Consider the following 18,094-nt stretch of genomic DNA (forward strand, 5'->3'; position numbering starts at 1 on the left):
GACAGTGGGGTCGCCTTTCTTTTGCCTACGTTTCTTTGGCGAAGCAAAGAAAAGTAGGTCGCCCGCCGGGGCGAGTCCCGGCCCCGGGAAACAACCTCAAGACAAAGCCAACAAAGCCTCGAACTTCCCAGCAAGAAATTCGACAAAAGCCCGAACCCGAGCCGGCACAAACCTCCCACTAGGCAACAACGCATGCAACGGATAAGGCTCAGTCTCCCAATCCGCCAGCAACCGAACGAGCCGCCCCTCGCGAATGTCATCGCGCACATCCAGCGCAGACTTCAGAGAAATCCCATACCCCGCCACAGTCCACTCCCGCGCCAGCGAAGCATCGTCCACGCTGCGGTTCCCATTCACCCGCACCTCCGTCCACTGCCCGTTCTGCGCAAACCGCCAGACCCTGTGCCGACGTCCGGAGCGATTGAAGATCAGGCAGTTGTGATGCACCAGATCCTGCGGCACCCGAGGCGCCGGATGCCTGCGCAGGTAGTCGGGTGAAGCCGTGAGCAGCGGATTGGTGAGCGCGAACGGCCGCGCCACCAGCCGCGAATCCGCCAGCGCCCCGTACCGCAGCGCCACGTCGACCTCGTCGCGCATCACATCCAGCGGCCGATCGCCCACCGACAGCGACAGCTGCACGCCCGGATGCAGCGCCAGGAATTCGTCGAACCAAGGCAGCAGCGTGCTGCGCGTCAGGTCCGAAGGCGAAGCCACGCGCAGGGTGCCGACCAGCTCCCCGCGATCGGCCGTGACCAGCGATTCCCCCTCGTCGAGCAGCTCGAAGGCCCGAACCGCGTAGTCGAGCAGCGTCTGCCCTTGAGGCGTGAGCCGCATCGCCCGCGTCGACCGCTCGAACAGCCGCGCCCCGAGCTGCGCCTCCAGCCGCTTGAGCGTCGCGCTGGCCGCTGCCGGCGTGATCCCCAGCGCATGCGCGGCAGCCGTGAGCGTGCCCGCCCGCGCCGTATGCACCAGCACCTGCAGATCGGAGATATTTTCAATCTTCATTTGAAACTGTTGCTGATTTCAGCCTACTTATCAAACCAGCCTTGCGATCCTACAGTTCGATCATCGTCACAGAAAGGCCCCTCCCATGAAAGCCATCGGCTACTACCAGTCCCTCCCCATCGAGAACCCCGAATCGCTGCAGGACATCGAACTGCCCGCACCCGTGCCCGGCGCGCGCGACCTGCTGGTGCGCGTGAAGGCGGTGTCGGTCAACCCCGTGGACACCAAGGTCCGCAAGAACGCCGCGCCCGAGGCCGGCCAGGCCAAGGTGCTGGGCTGGGATGCGGTCGGCACGGTCGAGGCCGTCGGTGCCGGCGTGAAGAACTTCAAGCCCGGCGACCGCGTGTACTACTCGGGCTCGATCATCCGCCCCGGCACCAATGCCGAACTGCACGCGGTGGACGAGCGCATCGCCGCCCTCGCCCCAAAGAGCCTCGACGACGCGCAAGCCGCCGCGCTGCCGCTGACCACCATCACCGCGTACGAACTGCTGTTCGACCGCCTGCGCGTACCCAAGGGCGGCGGCGAAGGCCAGACGCTGCTGGTCACCGGCGGTGCGGGCGGCGTGGGCTCCATCCTCATCCAGCTCGCGCGCCAGCTGACGAAGCTGCGCGTCGTCGCCACCGCCTCGCGCGCCGAGACGCGGGCCTGGTGCCTGGAGCTGGGCGCGCACGCGGTCATCGACCACTCGAAGCCGCTGGCCGCCGAGCTGAAGGCCGCCGGCATCGGCGAGGTCGACATGGTCGCCAGCCTTACGCAGACCGACCAGCACTACGCGCAGATCATCGAAAGCCTCAAGCCCCAGGGCCAGCTCGCGGTGATCGACGACATGAAGGTGCTCGACGCGATGCCGCTGAAGACCAAGTGCATCTCGCTGCACTGGGAGATGATGTTCGCGCGCTCGCGCTTCGAGACGCCCGACATCGCCGAGCAGGGCGCGCTGCTGGCCGAGGTGGCCGCGCTGGTGGACGCCGGCCGCATCCGCACCACGGCCAACGCGAGCTTCGGCACCATCAACGCAGCCAACCTGCGCCGCGCCCACGCGCTCATCGAGAGCGGCAAGGCGCAGGGCAAGGTGGTGCTGGCGGGGTTCTGATGAACTAGGACTGCCAGGGCAGCCCGCGCATGCGCTCGCGCTTTTCCTCTTCGTCGAAGTGCGCGAGCGACGGCTTGATGAGGTCGCTGCGCGCCACGATGCCCACCAGCGCGAACGACTGCGCGTCCTTCACCACCGGCAGGCGCTCCAGCCTGTGGCGCGCGAGCCGCGTGGCGACGGCCCGACAGTTCTCGCCGGGCAGCGCGAAATAAAGCGGCACGTCGGCGCAGGCGTCGCCCACCGTGGCGATGGGGTCGCGCGTGCCGCGCGCGGCGAGCATGGCGCGATCGGCCACGCCGATCACCGCGCCATTGCGCAGCACCGGGAAGGCGCGGTGCGCCTGCCCCTCGCCGAAGTATTCGAACATCGCCTGCGCCACCGGCATGGCGGCGTCGATGCTGCGCACCTCGCGCGTCATCACCTCTTCCACCGAATGCCGCTCCAGCGGATCGATGCCGTACTCGCGGTAGATGTGATAGCCGCGGCGCGCGATCTTCTCGGTGAGGATCGAGCGGCGCATCGTCAGCACGGTGAAGCCGTAGGCCACGGCCGAAGTGGCCAGCAGCGGCAGCAGCGCGTTGCTGTCGTGCGTGAGCCCGAAGGTGAAGATGGTGGCGGTGAGCGGCGCGCGCATCACGCCACCCAGCGTGGCCGCCATGCAGACCAGCGGCCACAGCATCGGGTCGTTGCCGGGCAGCACGTGCGACAGCACCACGCCGAGGCCCGCGCCCATCATCAGCAGCGGCGCGAGCACGCCGCCCGAGGTGCCCGAGCCCAGCGAGATGACCCAGATCACGGCCTTCACCGCCAGCAGCGCGACCACCACGCCGAGCGCGAGGTGGTTGTGCAGCAGGTCGCCGATCACGTCGTAGCCCACGCCCAGCGCGCGCGGCTGCAAGTAGCCGCCGATGCCCACCGCGAGGCCGCCGATGGCGGGCCACCACATCCAGTGCACCGGCAGCTTGCCGAACCAGTCTTCCACCTTGTAGAGCGAGATCGAGAGCGACGCCGCGAGCGCGCCGCACAGCACGCCCGCGATCACGCACGACAGCATGGCGAGCGGGCCGGGCGCGGCCGTCTGCAGCGGAAAGAGCGGGCCCGGGTCCATCAGCAGCGGCCGCGCGAAGCCCGCCACCGCGCAGGCCACGGCCACCGGCAGCAGGCTGCGCGGGCGCAGTTCGAAGAGCAGCAGTTCCACGGCCAGCAGCACGGCCGCCACCGGCGTGCCGAACACCGCCGTCATGCCCGCGGTGGCGCCCGCCACCAGCAGCGCCTTGCGCTCGGCCGCGGTGAGGTGGAAGTGCTGCGCGATCAGCGAGCCGATGGCGCCGCCGGTCATGATGATCGGCCCCTCCGCGCCGAAGGGCCCGCCGCTGCCGATGACGATGCCCGAAGAAAGCGGCTTGAGCAGCGCCACCTTCGGCGACATGCGGCTCTTGCCGAACAGGATCGCCTCGATGGCCTCGGGAATGCCATGGCCGCGGATCTTGTCGGAGCCGTAGCGCGCCACCAGCCCGACGATGAGCCCGCCGATCACCGGCACCACGATGACCCAGGCGCCCAGCGTGTGCGTGGCCGGCGAGCGCTCGGCCAGCGAGAAGGTCTGGAAGAAGAACAGGTTGGTGAAGAAGCGGATCAGGTCGAGCAGCACGCGCGCGGCCACCGTGCTCACGGCACCGATGACGGCGGCCATGACGGTGATGCGCATCAGGCGCGTGTTGAGCGCGAAGTCGCCGCGCGGCGGATGGGAGGTGGCCTTGGAGCTCATGGATTTTCCGGAAGATCGATCTGCGGCACGTCGAACACGCCTTTCAGCGAGCGCAACTCCGCGCGGTGGAGTTCGGCCAGCCTCGACAGCAGCTTCTCGCCCTTGGCGAGGAGATGCACTTCCACCTGCCGGCGATCGGTTTCGCTGGGCCTGCGCTGCACCAGTTCGAGCGCCTCGCAGCGCGTGACCAGCGCGACCGCGCCGTGCGGCTGCAGTTGCAGGCGCTCGGCGATTTCGCCCACCGAGGCCCAGTCGCGCCCCGGCACGCCCTTGATGTGCAGCAGCACCAGGTACTGCTGCGGCGTGAGGCCCTCGGCCTGCGCGGCCCGTTCGGAGAAGCGCTCGAAACGGCGCATCTGGTAGCGGAACTGGGAAAGCGCCTCGAAGTCCTTCTTGGCGAGCTTGCGGGGTGTGGGAGCCATGGCGGTGCGGTTGGCGGAACGGCCGCTAATATATCACGTCATGACATAAATGCCGTGCGACACAATCGGCCGCATGACCACCCGCATCATCGAAACCGACACGCCCCGCCTGCGTCTGCGCCAATGGCGCGACAGCGACCTGTCCCCCTTCTTCGAACTCGCGGGCGACCCGCTGGTGATGGAGTTCCTTCTGCCGCTGCCCACGCGCGCCGACAGCGACGCGGCGGTCGCGCGCACGCGCTCGCGCATCGACGAGAACGGCTGGGGCTTCTGGGCGGTGGAGCACAGGGAATCGGGCGAGTTCATGGGCTTCACCGGGCTCAACTCGCCGTCGGCCGAGCTGCCCTTCTCGCCCTGCGTGGAAATCGGCTGGCGCTTCGCGCGCAGGTGGTGGGGCCACGGCTACGCGAGCGAGGCGGCGCGCGCCGCGCTGCAGGTGGGCTTCGAGCGGCTCGGGCTGGACGAGATCGTCGCCTTCACCGCCTGGAACAACACCCGCTCGGCGGCGTTGATGCAGCGCGTCGGCATGACGGAGGACGCGGACGGCGCCTTCGACCATCCGCTGGTGCCCGAGGGGCACGCGCTGCGGCGGCACAGGCTCTACAGGCTGGGCCGCGCAGCCTGGCGGGCCGCGCACGGCGATTCAGAATGAATGCAGCAGCAGGGCCGCGCCCGACACGATCGCGAACACCTGCACGAAGACGCGCAGCACCCGCCCGTTGATGTGCCGGTGCACCACACGGCTGAGCACGGCGCCCACCACCAGTGCGGGCAGCAGTTGCGCGGCAGCCTGCAGTTGGGAGCCGTCGATGCGTCCCGCTGCCATCAGTGTGACCAGCGACACCAGCTCGCCGACGAGAAAGCACAGCGCGATGGTCGAGCGCATGGAGGGCGCCGGCTGGTGCTGGTAGACCAGCGCTAGCGGCGGACCGCCGATGCCGGTCGCGGTTTCGGTGACGCCGGTGACGAGGCCGGCCGCCACGAAGGCGCCGCGCCCCGGCGAGAAGGCCGGCATCAGCAGCGTCACCAGCGCCGCCGCGATGGTCGATGCGCCGACGAACAGCGACAGATGGCTCGCGCTCAACGCCGCCAGCACCCAGAGCCCGCCGGCGGTGCCAAGCAGGCGCCCCCCGCTGATCCAGCCGGCGCCGACACGGTCGATCGCGCCGCGTTCGCGCCACATCACGTAGAAATTCAGCGGAAGCATCAGCACCAGCACGCACACCGGCAGCAGGTCGGGGCGCACGATGCCGATCACCGGCGCGGCGATCAGCGCGAAGCCGACACCGGTCGCGCCCTGCACGAAGGCGGCGAACAGCACGGCTGCGGAGACGAGAAGAAGGTGCTGCGCGCTCACTGCGGACCCAGCCCCAGCCCGCCTTCGGCGCGCGCGCGGCAAAGGCGCCGATGCTCGGCCGCCGTCGGATGCAGGCGCAGGATGGGCGCGCGGTCCATCGCCGCATGCGCGATCTCCGCGAGCCGGCGCTGCAGCGCCCGGGCGTCCCAGTCGGGCGGCCATCCCTCCCACAGGCGCAGGCGGCCGGCCACGAATACGGCGCTGATCTGGTCGCGGTTGCCCAGGCGCACCAGGTCCCAGGTGAGATCGACGGAAGTGCACATTTCGGGCGTGTCGACGTCGACGATCAGGAAGTCGGCGTGCTTGCCCGCGGCGATCTCGCCGGTCAGGTGGTCCAGGCCCACGGCGCGCGCGCCTTCGTGCGTGGCGTGGTCGAACCAGGTCCAGCCGCCCCCGCTCGACGCATCGCCGATGGCCAGGCCGAAGGCCAGCTTCTGCGCGGCCTCGGCAGCGTCCATCAGGCGGAAGGCGTCGCTGCGCGTGGCGTCGGTGCCCAGGCCGAAGCGGATGCCCATGGCCGCCATCAGGTTCGCGGGCGCCACGGCGTTGCCCTTCCACTGGCTGGCGACGGGGTTGTAGCTCACGGCGGTGTCGGTGTCGCGCAGCAGCACGAGTTCGGACGGCGTGACGAGCGTGCCGTGTGCGATGAGCACCTGCGGGCCCAGCGCGCCCAGCCGGGCCAGCAACTCGAGCGGCCGGCAGCCGCGCTGGACCACCGAGCGCTCGACCGACGCGAGGTGCTCGTTGACGTGCGTCTGGAAGATGGCGCGCGCTTCGGCGCACAGGGACGAGACGCCGGCGAGCATCTCGTCGGAGGCGGCCTCGGGCACCGAGATGGCGAGCGACGGATGGACCAGTCCCTCGCGCGGCCAGCGGCCCAGGAAGTGTCCGGCCTGGGCCAGGATCTCCCGGCGCTCGCCGGCGCTGCTGTCGTTGCCGCCGTCGTTGCAGATCAGGCCGAGCACGCAGCGCAGCCCCGCTTCCTGCACGGCGGCCGCGATCGCGCCGATGTCGCCCGGCGCACGCGTGCCCGCGTCGCAGACGGTGGTGAAGCCGCCGCGCAGCGATTCGAGCGCCGCGAGCTTGGAGGCCAGGTAGACGAACTCGTCGTCCAGGCTGGATTCGAGCGGCACCCACACGCGGCGGAAGATCTCGGACGGCTCGCCATAGGCCAGCGACTTGCCGAAGGACTGCGTCAGGTGATGGTGCGCGTCGATCATGCCGGGCATGAGCAGCTTGCCGGGAAGGGCCAGCGGCGTGAGATGAGGGTGGCGCGCGGCAAGGACGCCGGCGGGGCCGACATCGCGGAACAGTCCGCCGGCCACCAGCACGGCATGGCCGGTGGCCGGGCCGTCGCGCAGCATCAGGTGGTCGGGAACGAGCAGCAGCTCGTCGGCCGCGAGCATCGCGGCATCGAGTTCAGGAGACATGGTGAAGAGAGGAGAAAGAGAAAGAGGAAACGTGGCCCGGCTCATGCCTGCGAAGCAGGCGCCATCTCGGCGCGCTCCGCGTGGACGCGGTTGAAGACCATGTTGAGCACCACCGCCGTGAGCGAGCCCATCGCCAGGCCGTTGCCCAGCACCAGCTGCAGCGTGTCGGGAAAGCGGCTGTAGAGCCCCGGCACGACGATGGGCAGCAGGCCCATGGTCAACGCGCCGGCCAGCACGAACATATTGCCGCGCTCGTGCAGGTCGACCTTGCGCAGCATGTCGATGCCCATCGTGCCGATGATCGCGAACACCACCATCGCGGTGCCGCCCACCACGGCCGAGGGAATGGCGCTGGCCAGCCGGCCCAGCGGCGCCGACAGCGCGATGAGGATCAGGATCGCACCCGCCGTGGCAGTGACGTAGCGCGAGCGCACATTGGTGGCGCGCACGATGCCGATGTTCTCGCCGCTGGTGATGATCATCGACGTGCCGAACAGTCCGCCCGCCAGCGACACCAGCGCATCGCCGCGGATGGTGCGCGGCACGGCTTCGCGCGGATCGATCCTGCGGCCGACCACCTCGGCCACCGCCACCGTCTGGCCCGTGGCCTCGACCATCGAGATCACGCTGAAGATCAGCAGCGGCACGGCCGCCACCACGTCGAAATGCGGCATGCCGAAGGGCAGCAGCGTCGGCGCGCTCCAGAGCGGGCCGGCCGCGACGGAGCCGAAATCCATCAGCCCGCAGGCCGCCGCCAGCAAGGTGCCCGCCAGCAGCCCCAGCAGCACCGCCAGTTGGCCGAGCATGCCCTTGAAAAGCCGCGCGAACAGCACCGTGAAGCCGATGGTCGCCAAGGCCAGCCCGATGTTCGCGGGATCGGCGAAAGTGGGCGAGCCGGCCTTGCCCGCGATGATGCCGCCGTACACCTTCACCAGGTTGATGGACACCAGCAGCAGCAAGGTGCCGATGACGATCTTCGGAAAGTAGCGCAGGCAGCGCGCGAACACCGGCAGCACCAGGAAATAGAACAGGGCGGTGAGGATCACCGCGCCGGAGGCGGTCTGCAGGTCGCGCTGCTGCGCGATGGTCACGAACATCACGATGGGCGCCCCGCCCGGCACCATGACGAAGGGCAGCCGCGCCCCGAACTTCCACGGCCCGAAGGATTGCAGCAGCGTGCCCACGCCGCACAGCAGAAAGGTGGCGCTGATCAGGTTGACCGTAAGGGCGGCGGGCAGGCCCAACGCCTTGGCCACCAGGAAAACGGAGGTGATGGGCACGGCAGCCATCACCAGCACATGCTGCAGGCCGAACAGGAGCAGTTGCGAAACGGGCAGCACGGCGTCGACGGCAGGGGCGTCGGATACACGGGACATGATCGAATCCTTTGACCGGATTGGCGCCCAAATCGATTTGGGCGTGCTCGCAAAAAAATCCGCCGAGGCGGGTGAAGTACATTCCGGGACAACGCGCCCAAAACGATTTGGGAATTGAAGCACCGGTTTTTGAAAAGGTCAACGGGATGAGTACCGAGCCATCGCCGCGAGCGAACATCAAGGACGTGGCGCGTGAAGCGGGCGTATCGCCCACCACCGTCTCGCATGCGCTCAACGCCCGCGGCCAGGTGGACGCCGAAACCCGCGCGCGCGTCGAGAAGGCCGCCCTGAAGCTCGGCTACCGGCCCAACCGCAACGCGCAGCGGCTGCGCACGGGCGAGGCGCACATGATCGTGCTGTTGTCGTCGATGCCGTTTGCCGTGGCGGGCGGCCCTTCGAGGCTCGGCTTCCTCATGGAAGTGGCGGCCGTGGCCGCCTCGGCCGCGCTCGACCGGAACCTGGCGCTGGTGCTGGCGCCACCCATGGAAACGGGGCGCGTGCCGATGGAACTGCTCGACGTGGACGGAGCGCTGGTCATCGAGCCCTCCGCCGGAGACCCGAACATGGACTACCTGCTGCGGCGCGGCCTGCCGGTGGTCGCGATCGGCAAGCCCGCCGAGGCGGCCGGAGGCGCCGAAAGCGGGACGGCCCTGCCGCCCTACGTCGACATCCATTCGGGCGACACCACCCGGCTGCTGCTGGAGCATCTGCACACGCAGGGCGCGCGCAGGATCGCGATGATCCTGGGCTCGGCGCAGCGCAACTCCTACGTGGAAGGCCAGGCCGCCTACCTCGCGTTCGCCGCCGCGCACCGGCAGGCGCCGCTGCTGTCGCTGGTCGACGAGGCGAAGGGCGAAAGCGGCGGCCGCGACGCCGCGCTGGCGCTGCTGGCGGCCCACCCCGACATCGACGCCTTCTGCGTGCCGGTGGATGCATTCGCCACGGGCGCGGTCGCGGCGGTTCTGGAGACCGGCCGGCGCATTCCCGAGGACGTGATGGTCGCCACCCGCTACGACGGCCTGCGCGCCCGCACCAGCGTGCCGCCGCTCACTGCCGTGGACCTGCACCTGGACGAGGTGGCGCAGCAGGCCATCGCGCTGCTCTTCGACCACCTGCGCGGCGACACGGCGACGCGCAAGGTCGACGGGCCGGCGGCGCAGATCGTGCCGCGGCTGTCGTCGGCCCGCCGGGGGTGAACTTGAAGGCTACTTGGCCTTCGACACCCGCCACACGGTGTTGCCCACGTCGTCCGCCACGATCAGCGCGCCGGCCTTGTCGAGCGCCACCCCCACCGGCCGGCCGTGCGCCTTCTCGTCGGCGCTCAGGAAACCGGTCAGCACATCGATCGGCGGCCCGCTGGGCTTGCCGCCGATGAAGGGCACGAACACCACCTTGTAGCCCGACTTGGGCTTGCGGTTCCACGAGCCGTGCTCGCCGATGAAGGCGCCGCTGGCGAACTGCTCGGGCATGCCGCCCGGACGCGAGAAGGCCATGCCCAGCGGTGCGACGTGCGAGCCCAGCGCGTAGTCGGGTGCGATGGCCTTGGCGACCATCTGCGGGTTCTGCGGCTGCACGCGCGCGTCGACCACGCCGCCGTAGTAGCTCCAGGGCCAGCCATAGAAAGCGCCGTCCTTCACCGAGGTGAGGTAGTCGGGCACGAGGTCGCTGCCGATCTCGTCGCGCTCGTTCACCACGGTCCACAGTACCTGGGTGTCGGGCTCCCAGCCCATGCCGTTGGGGTTGCGCAGGCCGCTGGCGAAGAGGCGTTTCTCGCCGCTCTTCGTGTCAACCTCCCAGATGGCGGCGCGGCCCTCCTCGGCCGGCAGGCCGTTCTCGCCGATGTTGCTGTTGGAGCCGACCGTCACGTAGAGCTTGCTGCCGTCGGCATTGGCGATGACGTTCTTGGTCCAGTGGTGGTTGATGCCGGCGGGCAGCTGCGTCACCAATGTCGGGCTGGCGGTGATGGAGGTCTGGCCCTCGGTGTAGGGCACCTTCACCAGCGAATCGGCGTTGGCGACGAAGAGTTCGTTGCCCACCAGCACCATGCCGTAGGGGGAGCGGAGGTTGGCCATGAACACCTGCTTCACCTCGGCGACGCCGTCACCATCGGCGTCGCGCAGCAGGGTGATGCGGTTGGCGCTGGGCACGCCCGCGCCGGCGCGGCCCATGACCTTGCCCATGACCCAGTTGCGGATCTTGGCGATGGGGCCGCTGCCGCCGTCGTTGCTGTCGGCGGGCTTGGGCGGCTTGTTGCTCTCGGCCACGAGGATGTCGCCGTTGGGCAGCGTGTAGACCCAGCGCGGGTGGTCGAGGCCGCGCGCCAGCGCCGTCACCTTCAGGCCTTCGGCGGGAACGGGCGTCGCGGTGTCGGTCCAGCCGACTGCGGGGGCGACGTTGACGGTGGGAATCAGGGTCTTGTTCGGCTCGGCCAGTTGCGGGCGGGGGCCGGTCGTCAGCTCGGGCGAGAGCTTGGCGGCCTCGCCGCAGCCGGCCACGAGCAACGCGGCCGCCAGGGCCAGGGCGCCCGCCTGCGGCCATGAAGACGGCATGCGGGTGGGTGCTTGCTGCTGTTTTTCCATGCGTGATCCTTCGCGCGACGGCATGCCGCACATCGCCATCTTCTCCAGCCCGGCGGGCGCGGGAGTGTCGGCCGTGGGCGCTTTCTGGCGTGGGCGCACCTCATTCGCGCATCGCCGCTACCATCGCCGGATGACCGACGACCTGTTCCGCGCCGACGCCTACCTGCGCAGCTGCGACGCCCGCATCGTGCGAATCGACGACACCGGCATCGTGCTGGACCGCACCGTGTTCTACCCGCTGGGCGGCGGACAGGCCGGAGACAGCGGCGTGCTGGCCCTGGCCGACGGGCGCGAAGTCGTCGTCGCCGACACCCGCAAGGCCAAGGACGCGGAAGGCCAGCCCACCGACGAGTTCATCCACGTGCCGGCCCCGGGGCAGGACGAACTGCTGGCCGCGCTGAAGCCCGGCGACGCGCTCACCGCCCGCATCGACTGGGAGCGCCGCCACCGCCTGATGCGCTTCCACACCGCCACCCACCTGCTGTGCCACCTGGTGCCGCAGCCGGTGAACGGTTGCTCCATCACGCCCGAGTACGCGCGGCTCGACTTCCACATGACCGATCCGCTCGACAAGGACTCGCTGACGGCCGGCCTGGCCCGGCTGGTCGAGGCGGCCCATCCGCTGACGGTCGGCGCCATCACCGACGAGGAGCTCGACGCCAACCCGGCGCTGGTCAAGAGCATGAGCGTGCAGCCGCCGCGCGGCACGGGCACGGTGCGCACCATCCGCATCGGCGGAACCGGCGACGGCGAGACGGCTATCGACTTCCAGCCCTGCGGCGGCACGCATGTTGCAAACACCGCCGAGATCGGGGCGGTGGTGGTCACCAAGATAGAGAAGAAGAGCGCCAACAGCCGACGCGTGGTGCTGGGCTGGGGCTCGCAAGCCGCCACGGCGGCCTGAACCAAGCCCCGGAACTTCGCCCCCACCGATTGCTCCGACTGACGGCATGATCTTCCCGCGCATCCAATTCGCTACGCTTCTGATAGCAACAGCCGCAGCCAGCATGCCGGCGCTTGCGCAGTCGACGCCCGAACTGGCGTCCAAACCGGGCGCGGTGGTCACCACCCCCCACGTGCGCGCCGAACTCGTCGCCCATGCTCCCGACGGCGTGACACCCGGCGCCCCGGTCTGGGTCGGTCTGCAGATCGCGCACCAGCCCGAGTGGCACACCTACTGGAAAAACGCGGGCGACTCCGGCCTGCCCACCGAGATGACGTGGACGCTGCCGGCGGGCGTCTCGACCGGCGAGATCGCATGGCCAGCGCCGAAGAAGATCCCGGTCGGCAGCCTCGCCAACTACGGCTACGAGAACACCGTGCTGCTGCCGGTGCCGCTGGAGGTTTCCACGCTCTACAAGCCGCCGGTGGCGCTGGGCGGCACGCCGGCGATGGACATCCAGCTCAAGGCCTCCTGGCTGGTCTGCCGCAAGGAATGCATTCCCGAGGAAGGCACCTTCGCGCTGTCCCTGCCGCTGCGGGGCTCGACCGCGCTGCACAAGGCCGAGTTCGACACCGCCCTCGCCGCCCGCCCGCAGCCGCTGGCCAGGCCGGGCGCCATCGAGGTCGAAGGCCACAGCCTGAAGGTGCGGCTTGAGGGCCTGCCCGCCGCCGCGCAGGGCAAGACGCTGGAGTTCTTTCCCGAGACGCCCGAGGTGATCCGCACCGCGGCCGTCTCCGGCAAGGACTGGACCCAATCCTGGCAAGGCGACACCTGGACCGCCACGATGCCGCTGGCCGATCAGCGCAGTGCCAGCCCCACCGTCATGCCGGTGGTGGTGACGCTGCCCGAGGCCGACCGGCAGGCCGGCCAGCCGGTGGCATGGCGCGCCGAGGCGCCGGTTTCGGGCGCCTGGCCTGCGGCCGCCGCGCCGCGGGCAGCCGAGGTTTCACCAGCGCTGCAGGCCGCGCTCGCGGCCAATGCCGCGAATGCCGGTGCGGCAAAGGTCGCCGAACTGCCCGCCCCGTCTTCCACCACCTTCCTGGCCGCGCTGCTGGGCGCCCTGTTCGGCGGCCTGCTGCTGAACCTGATGCCCTGCGTGTTCCCGATCCTCGCGATCAAGGTGCTGGGCTTCGCGCGGCAGGCCGGCAACGCCAGCGCGCACCGCAAGGCGGGGCTGGCCTACACGGGCGGCGTGATGCTGTCATTCCTCGCGCTGGGCGGCGGCATGCTGGCGCTGCGCGCGGCCGGCGCCGGGCTGGGCTGGGGCTTCCAGCTGCAGTCGCCGGGCGTGGTGGCTGCTCTTGCCGCACTTTTCACGCTGATCGGGCTGAACCTCGCGGGCGTGTTCGAGTTCGGCCGCGCCGCGCCCTCTTCGGTGTGCAGCGCGCAGGCCAGGCATCCGCTGGCCAACGACTTCCTTTCGGGCGTGCTCGCCGTGGTCATCGCATCGCCCTGCTCCGCGCCGTTCATGGGGGCCTCGCTCGGTTTCGCCATCGGCCTGCCGGCGGCGCAGGCGCTGCTGCTGTTCGTGGCGCTGGGCTTCGGGCTGGCGCTGCCGTACCTGGTGGCCGGTTTCGTGCCTGCCGTTGCCTACCTGCTGCCCAAGCCCGGCCCGTGGATGGGCACGCTGCGCCGCCTGCTGGCCTTCCCGATGTTCGCCACCGTGGCCTGGCTGGTGTGGGTGCTCGGCCAGCAAAGCGGCATCGACGGCGCGGGCACGCTGCTGGCGCTGCTGGTGTGCATGGCCGCCATCGTCTGGGCGCTCACGCTGCGCGGGCGCACGCGGCTCGTGATCGCGGGCGTGCTGATCGCCTTCACCGCCGTGCTCACCGCCGCCATCGGCCGCAACGTGCTGCAGGTGGTGGAGCCCGCGAAGCTGGCATCGGCCGCCACGAAGGACGGGGCCGGTCAGCGCTGGCAGCCCTGGTCCGCCGAGCGCGTGGCGCAGTTGTCGGATGCGGGCCGGCCGGTCTTCATCGACTTCACCGCCGCATGGTGCGTGACCTGCCAGTACAACAAGAAGAGCACCCTGTCCGACGAGCAGGTGCTGGCCGACTTCGACGCCAAGAAGGTCGCGATGCTGCGCGCCGACTGGACCCGCCGCGACCCCGCCATCACCGCCGCGCTCACCGCGCTGGGCCGCAGCGGCGTGCCGGTGTACGTGCTGCAGGCGCCGGGCAAGCCGCCGGTCGTGCTGACGGAGATCCTGGGCAAGGACGAGGTCCGCGCCGCTATCGCCGCCCTCTGACGCCGCCCTTTGACGCCGCCCTTTGACGCCGCGCTTTGACCACCAGCGTGACATGGGTTGTCACAAGCACTTGAAGAAACCGTTCTAAGCTGCAGTTGTTGTTTGGAATTTTGTCTTGGAGTTCAAGCTGGCCATGTCTCTCTCGCCAACCGCCGACTCGCGTTCCTTCCGCGCCGCGCGCAACGCCCGCGCCGCCCTGAGCCGGGCCTCCCGCCGTGCCGTCGTCGCCGCCGCCGTGGCGCTGGGCGCCACCTTCCTGATGGGCGGCAATGCCGCCGCAGCGCCCGCCGTGGGCCAGCAGGCGCCCGATTTCGTGGCCGTCGACACCACCGGCGCCAAGCACAAGCTGTCCGACTTCGCCGGCAAGTTCGTGGTGCTCGAATGGACCAACCCCGGCTGCCCCTTCGTGCGCAAGCACTACGGCAGCGGCAACATGCCCGCCACGCAGAAGGCCGCCACCGACAAGGGCGTGGTGTGGCTGGCCATCAATTCCACCGAGCGCGCCGCCACCGACTACCTCAAGCCCGAGGCGCTCGACGCCTGGATGAAGTCGCAGAAGGCCGCGCCCACCGCCGTGCTGATGGACGAGGACGGCCTCATCGGCCAGGTCTACGGCGCGCGCACCACGCCGCACATCTTCATCATCGACCCCAAGGGCACGCTGGTGTACGCGGGCGGCATCGACAGCATCGCCTCGGCGCGGGTGGACGACATCAAGACCGCGACCAACTACGTGAACCAGGCCCTGGGCGAGGCCTTCGGCGGCAGGCCGATCTCGGCTGCCGCCACGCGGCCCTACGGCTGCTCGATCAAGTACAAGACCTGACGGCCGGGCAATTGGCCACACCCGCCGCGCGGCGAGTGACAGCTACCTGACCGCCGCAGTCAGGTAGCGGTCGGGGAGCCGCTACTACCCTTGGGCGAGCACATCGCCAGTACTGCCCAAGGGGACAACAAGATGAATCCTGCGCCCAGCGCCGCGCAAAAGGGCAACGCTGCCCGCGCCTCCACCGCTTCCTCCTCCAAGTTCGCCACCGTCCTGCGCGTGACCGGCGGCAACTTCATGGAGATGTTCGACTTCTTCCTGTTCGGCTTCTACGCCACGCAGATCTCGAAGGCCTTCTTCCCGTCGGGCAACGAGTACGCCTCGCTGATGCTGACCTTCATGACCTTCGGCGCCGGCTTCCTGATGCGGCCGCTGGGCGCGATCTTCCTGGGCGCCTACGTCGACCGCGTGGGCCGCCGCCAGGGCCTGATCGTCACGCTCGCGCTGATGGCGCTGGGCACGCTGCTGATCGCCTGCGTGCCGGCCTACGCGACCATCGGCCTCGCGGCCCCGGTGCTGGTGCTGATCGGGCGGCTGCTGCAGGGCTTCTCGGCCGGCGTGGAGCTCGGCGGCGTGTCGGTGTACCTGTCGGAGATGGCGACGCCGGGCCACAAGGGCTTCTACGTGAGCTGGCAGTCGGCCAGCCAGCAGGTGGCCATCGTCGTGGCTGCCGCGCTGGGCTACTGGCTCAACGTGACCTTCACGCCGCAGGAGATCGGCGACTTCTACTGGCGCATTCCCTTCTTCGTGGGCTGCCTGATCGTGCCGGTGCTCTTCATCATCCGCCGCTCGCTGCAGGAGACCGAGGAATTCATGGCGCGCAAGCACCGCCCCGACGCGCGCGAGATCTTCCGCTCGATGGTCGCCAACTGGGGCCTCGTCATCGCCGGGATGATGCTGGTGTCGATGACCACCGTGTCGTTCTACCTGATCACCGTCTACACGCCCACCTTCGGCAAGGCCGTGCTGCACCTGAGCACTACCGACGCGCTGATCGTCACGCTGTGCGTGGCCATCTCCAACTTCTTCTGGCTGCCGGTCATGGGCGCGCTGTCCGACCGCGTGGGCCGCAAGCCGCTGCTGATCGTGTTCACGGTGCTGACCATCCTCACGGCCTACCCGGCCCTCAAGTGGCTGGTGGGCGCGCCGAGCTTCGCGCGCATGCTCGAAGTGGAGCTGTGGCTGTCGTTCCTGTACGCGAGCTACAACGGCGCGATGGTGGTCGCGCTCACCGAGGTGATGCCGGTCAACGTGCGCACCGCCGGCTTCTCGCTGGCCTACAGCCTGGCCACCGCGATCTTCGGCGGCTTCACGCCGGCCATCGCCACGGGGCTTATCGAGATGACCGGCGACAAGGGTGCGCCGGGCCTGTGGATGACGGGCGCCGCAGTGTGCGGCCTGATCGCCACGCTGGTGCTGTACCGCCGCAACGTGAATCCGGCGGACGCCGGGCGCGTACCGGTGGTCTGATCGACGGCTACTACCAGCTGCCCGAGGCGCCGCCTCCGCTGCTGGAGCCGCCTCCGCCGGACGAGGAACTGCCCGACGACGAACTACTGCTGCTGCTCGAGGAACTGCTCGACGAGCCGCTGCTCCAGCCGCTGTCCGAGCTGTCGTCGTCGCCGTCCCCCGAGCCCGTGCCGAAGATCGGGAAGACGAACATGAACAGCAGCGCGACGACGGTCGCAATGGCCACCGGAATCCACATTTCGCCGGGGAAGGGTCCGGGCCTGGTGATCGCGACCGCCGCGCCGGCCACGCCCAGCACGGCGACCCAGCGGACCACGAAGCCCAGCACGCTGCCGTCGCGCCAGGTATTGCGGATGCCGAAGACGATGACCGTGACCAGAAGGCCCGCGCCGCCGATCGCCAGCGCCCACAGGAAGCCCGGCCAGAACACCTCGCCGCCGACCATGAAGCCGATGCAGGTCAAGGCGGCAATCACCGCGGCGATGCCGCCGAGCACATAGGCCACCTCCTTCACGCGCGCGCACAGATAGCCGAGCCCGTAGAGGAAGAGCGCCGGAATGGCCAGGAAGCCCGCCATCAATGGATTCAGCAGCAGGGCTGCCCCGCCCAGCGGACCCGCGCCGACCAGGCCGAGCACGAGCCGCCAGTCGCGCGGCTTGCGCGGCTCTTCGGGCTCGATGTCCTGCAGCGCCTCGGCCCAGGGCTCGGGCCGCTGGAGGCGGCGCCCGCGCTTGCCCGAACGCTTGCCCCGCACAGGGGGCCGCGAGGTGCGTCGCCGCGTGGGGACGAGCGGCCCCGCGCCCAGTCCATGCCATGCACCCACGCCGATGCTCCACAGCATCACGCCGAGGAAGGCCTTCCCCTCCGGCGTGAGGCCTCCGCCGGATTCCTTCGGCTCGCGCACGGCTTCCTCATCCACCGGCAGCGGCGCGGACGAGGTGTCCGATGCGAGCGTGTCGGGCCATGACTGCGCCGCTGCCGCCGGCGCGCCGATCAACTGCGAGAGCGCACGCACCGCCGCCTGCAGGCCGGCCGCGTAGTCGCCATTGCGAAAGCGCGGCGCCATCTCCCGGTCGATGATGGCGGCGGCCTGGATGTCGGTGATCGCGCCCTCCAGGCCCGTGCCCACCTCGATGCGCATCCTGCGGTCCTTCAGCGCGACGAGCACCAGCACGCCGTCGTCCTCGTCCTTGCGGCCCAGCTTCCAGCGCGCGAACACGCGCATGGCGTATTGCTCGATCGCCTCCTGGCCCGTCGTCGGCACGATCAGCACCGCGAGCTGCGCCTGCGTGCTGCTCTCGAGCTCCGAGATGTCGTTGCGCAGCGCGTCGGCATCGCCCGCGCTCAGCGTGTTCGTGAGATCGACCACGCGCGTCTTCATCGGCGGCACGGGCACGAGGCTCGCCTTGGTTTGTGCGAAGGCCGGGCAGGCGCAGATCGCGATGTACAGGCAGAGAGCGAAGCCGAGCCACGCCCAGGACTTCGGTCGCCTCTTGCCGGCGCTCGCCTGCACTGATCGGGCGAACGCAAAGGGCACGGAATCTGTCAGGAGCATGGGGCAGGATAACGCCTGC

General features: G+C 69.8%; 15 protein-coding genes. 7 read left to right on the plus strand and 8 right to left on the minus strand.

Annotation, left to right across the window (positions count from 1 at the left end):
• Positions 1 to 96: 96 nt before the first annotated feature.
• Positions 97 to 1,005 carry a LysR family transcriptional regulator gene (locus tag EJP67_RS10240; RefSeq protein WP_126021594.1) on the minus strand — a complete coding sequence of 303 codons (909 nt, stop codon included), beginning with the start codon at positions 1,003 to 1,005 and terminating at the stop codon, positions 97 to 99.
• 85 nt (positions 1,006 to 1,090) lie between these two features.
• Here EJP67_RS10240 and EJP67_RS10245 point away from each other — a divergent pair, with 85 nt between their 5' ends.
• Positions 1,091 to 2,101: a zinc-binding alcohol dehydrogenase family protein gene (locus EJP67_RS10245; RefSeq protein ID WP_126021595.1), complete on the plus strand. Its 1,011-nt coding sequence runs from the start codon at positions 1,091 to 1,093 to the stop codon at positions 2,099 to 2,101.
• A 4-nt stretch (positions 2,102 to 2,105) separates the two neighbouring features.
• Here EJP67_RS10245 and EJP67_RS10250 read toward each other — a convergent pair whose 3' ends face one another.
• Positions 2,106 to 3,869 carry a chloride channel protein gene (locus tag EJP67_RS10250; RefSeq protein WP_126021596.1) on the minus strand — a complete coding sequence of 588 codons (1,764 nt, stop codon included), beginning with the start codon at positions 3,867 to 3,869 and terminating at the stop codon, positions 2,106 to 2,108.
• Positions 3,866 to 4,291 (minus strand): MarR family winged helix-turn-helix transcriptional regulator, encoded by a 426-nt coding sequence (locus EJP67_RS10255; RefSeq protein ID WP_126021597.1) that lies wholly within the window; start codon positions 4,289 to 4,291, stop codon positions 3,866 to 3,868. Before EJP67_RS10255 ends, EJP67_RS10250 begins: the two co-directional genes overlap by 4 nt.
• A gap of 73 nt (positions 4,292 to 4,364) precedes the next feature.
• On the opposite strand from EJP67_RS10255, the gene EJP67_RS10260 reads away from it, so the two are divergent.
• Entirely contained in the window at positions 4,365 to 4,943 is a 579-nt protein-coding gene (locus EJP67_RS10260) for a GNAT family N-acetyltransferase (protein ID WP_126021598.1), read from the plus strand.
• On the opposite strand, the gene EJP67_RS10265 is transcribed toward EJP67_RS10260, so the two are convergent.
• Genes EJP67_RS10265 through EJP67_RS10275 form a run of 3 tightly spaced genes read right to left on the minus strand, consistent with a single transcriptional unit; the run spans position 4,935 to position 8,454 of the window.
• Positions 4,935 to 5,648: a sulfite exporter TauE/SafE family protein gene (locus EJP67_RS10265; RefSeq protein ID WP_126021599.1), complete on the minus strand. Its 714-nt coding sequence runs from the start codon at positions 5,646 to 5,648 to the stop codon at positions 4,935 to 4,937. The two genes, EJP67_RS10260 and EJP67_RS10265, sit on opposite strands and share 9 nt — an antisense overlap.
• A complete protein-coding gene (locus EJP67_RS10270) occupies positions 5,645 to 7,078 on the minus strand; it encodes an amidohydrolase family protein (protein WP_126021600.1) in 1,434 nt (477 codons plus the stop codon). Before EJP67_RS10270 ends, EJP67_RS10265 begins: the two co-directional genes overlap by 4 nt.
• Positions 7,079 to 7,119: 41 nt before the next feature.
• Positions 7,120 to 8,454 (minus strand): uracil-xanthine permease family protein, encoded by a 1,335-nt coding sequence (locus EJP67_RS10275; RefSeq protein ID WP_126021601.1) that lies wholly within the window; start codon positions 8,452 to 8,454, stop codon positions 7,120 to 7,122.
• Positions 8,455 to 8,600: 146 nt separating this feature from the next.
• On the opposite strand from EJP67_RS10275, the gene EJP67_RS10280 reads away from it, so the two are divergent.
• Entirely contained in the window at positions 8,601 to 9,650 is a 1,050-nt protein-coding gene (locus EJP67_RS10280) for a LacI family DNA-binding transcriptional regulator (protein ID WP_126021602.1), read from the plus strand.
• Between the two features lie 9 nt (positions 9,651 to 9,659).
• Here the strand turns inward: EJP67_RS10280 and EJP67_RS10285 are convergent, their stop codons facing one another.
• Positions 9,660 to 11,033: a PQQ-dependent sugar dehydrogenase gene (locus EJP67_RS10285; protein WP_420824262.1), complete on the minus strand. Its 1,374-nt coding sequence runs from the start codon at positions 11,031 to 11,033 to the stop codon at positions 9,660 to 9,662.
• Between the two features lie 130 nt (positions 11,034 to 11,163).
• On the opposite strand from EJP67_RS10285, the gene EJP67_RS10290 reads away from it, so the two are divergent.
• The 4 genes from EJP67_RS10290 (at position 11,164) to tcuC (ending at position 16,520) form a co-directional block, all read left to right on the plus strand.
• The gene (locus EJP67_RS10290; RefSeq protein WP_126021719.1) at positions 11,164 to 11,937 is read left to right on the plus strand and encodes an alanyl-tRNA editing protein; all 774 of its coding nucleotides are present in this window, start codon (positions 11,164 to 11,166) and stop codon (positions 11,935 to 11,937) included.
• Between the two features lie 103 nt (positions 11,938 to 12,040).
• Positions 12,041 to 14,224: a protein-disulfide reductase DsbD family protein gene (locus EJP67_RS10295; RefSeq protein ID WP_126021603.1), complete on the plus strand. Its 2,184-nt coding sequence runs from the start codon at positions 12,041 to 12,043 to the stop codon at positions 14,222 to 14,224.
• Positions 14,225 to 14,357: 133 nt separating this feature from the next.
• Positions 14,358 to 15,050 carry a thioredoxin family protein gene (locus tag EJP67_RS10300; RefSeq protein ID WP_184634398.1) on the plus strand — a complete coding sequence of 231 codons (693 nt, stop codon included), beginning with the start codon at positions 14,358 to 14,360 and terminating at the stop codon, positions 15,048 to 15,050.
• A gap of 132 nt (positions 15,051 to 15,182) precedes the next feature.
• On the plus strand, positions 15,183 to 16,520 hold the full coding sequence (tcuC, locus tag EJP67_RS10305) for an MFS transporter (protein ID WP_126021604.1): 1,338 nt from the start codon (positions 15,183 to 15,185) through the stop codon (positions 16,518 to 16,520).
• A 10-nt stretch (positions 16,521 to 16,530) separates the two neighbouring features.
• Here the strand turns inward: tcuC and EJP67_RS10310 are convergent, their stop codons facing one another.
• Positions 16,531 to 18,075, minus strand: coding sequence for a TPM domain-containing protein (locus EJP67_RS10310; protein ID WP_126021721.1), 1,545 nt, complete (start codon positions 18,073 to 18,075; stop codon positions 16,531 to 16,533).
• Positions 18,076 to 18,094 lie beyond the last annotated feature (19 nt).

It is taken from the genome of Variovorax guangxiensis (assembly GCF_003952165.1).
GTDB classification, from domain to species: Bacteria; Pseudomonadota; Gammaproteobacteria; order Burkholderiales; family Burkholderiaceae_C; genus Variovorax; species Variovorax guangxiensis.

Bases quoted from the DNA above. Each gene is read 5' to 3' on its own strand.
- EJP67_RS10240 (WP_126021594.1), bottom strand. From the start codon at position 1,005: ATGAAGATTGAAAATATCTCCGATCTGCAGGTGCTGGTGCATACGGCG.
- EJP67_RS10245 (WP_126021595.1), top strand. From the start codon at position 1,091: ATGAAAGCCATCGGCTACTACCAGTCCCTCCCCATCGAGAACCCCGAA.
- EJP67_RS10250 (WP_126021596.1), bottom strand. From the start codon at position 3,869: ATGAGCTCCAAGGCCACCTCCCATCCGCCGCGCGGCGACTTCGCGCTC.
- EJP67_RS10255 (WP_126021597.1), bottom strand. From the start codon at position 4,291: ATGGCTCCCACACCCCGCAAGCTCGCCAAGAAGGACTTCGAGGCGCTT.
- EJP67_RS10260 (WP_126021598.1), top strand. From the start codon at position 4,365: ATGACCACCCGCATCATCGAAACCGACACGCCCCGCCTGCGTCTGCGC.
- EJP67_RS10270 (WP_126021600.1), bottom strand. From the start codon at position 7,078: ATGTCTCCTGAACTCGATGCCGCGATGCTCGCGGCCGACGAGCTGCTG.
- EJP67_RS10275 (WP_126021601.1), bottom strand. From the start codon at position 8,454: ATGTCCCGTGTATCCGACGCCCCTGCCGTCGACGCCGTGCTGCCCGTT.
- EJP67_RS10280 (WP_126021602.1), top strand. From the start codon at position 8,601: ATGAGTACCGAGCCATCGCCGCGAGCGAACATCAAGGACGTGGCGCGT.
- EJP67_RS10285 (WP_420824262.1), bottom strand. From the start codon at position 11,033: ATGGAAAAACAGCAGCAAGCACCCACCCGCATGCCGTCTTCATGGCCG.
- EJP67_RS10290 (WP_126021719.1), top strand. From the start codon at position 11,164: ATGACCGACGACCTGTTCCGCGCCGACGCCTACCTGCGCAGCTGCGAC.
- EJP67_RS10295 (WP_126021603.1), top strand. From the start codon at position 12,041: ATGCCGGCGCTTGCGCAGTCGACGCCCGAACTGGCGTCCAAACCGGGC.
- EJP67_RS10300 (WP_184634398.1), top strand. From the start codon at position 14,358: ATGTCTCTCTCGCCAACCGCCGACTCGCGTTCCTTCCGCGCCGCGCGC.
- tcuC (WP_126021604.1), top strand. From the start codon at position 15,183: ATGAATCCTGCGCCCAGCGCCGCGCAAAAGGGCAACGCTGCCCGCGCC.
- EJP67_RS10310 (WP_126021721.1), bottom strand. From the start codon at position 18,075: ATGCTCCTGACAGATTCCGTGCCCTTTGCGTTCGCCCGATCAGTGCAG.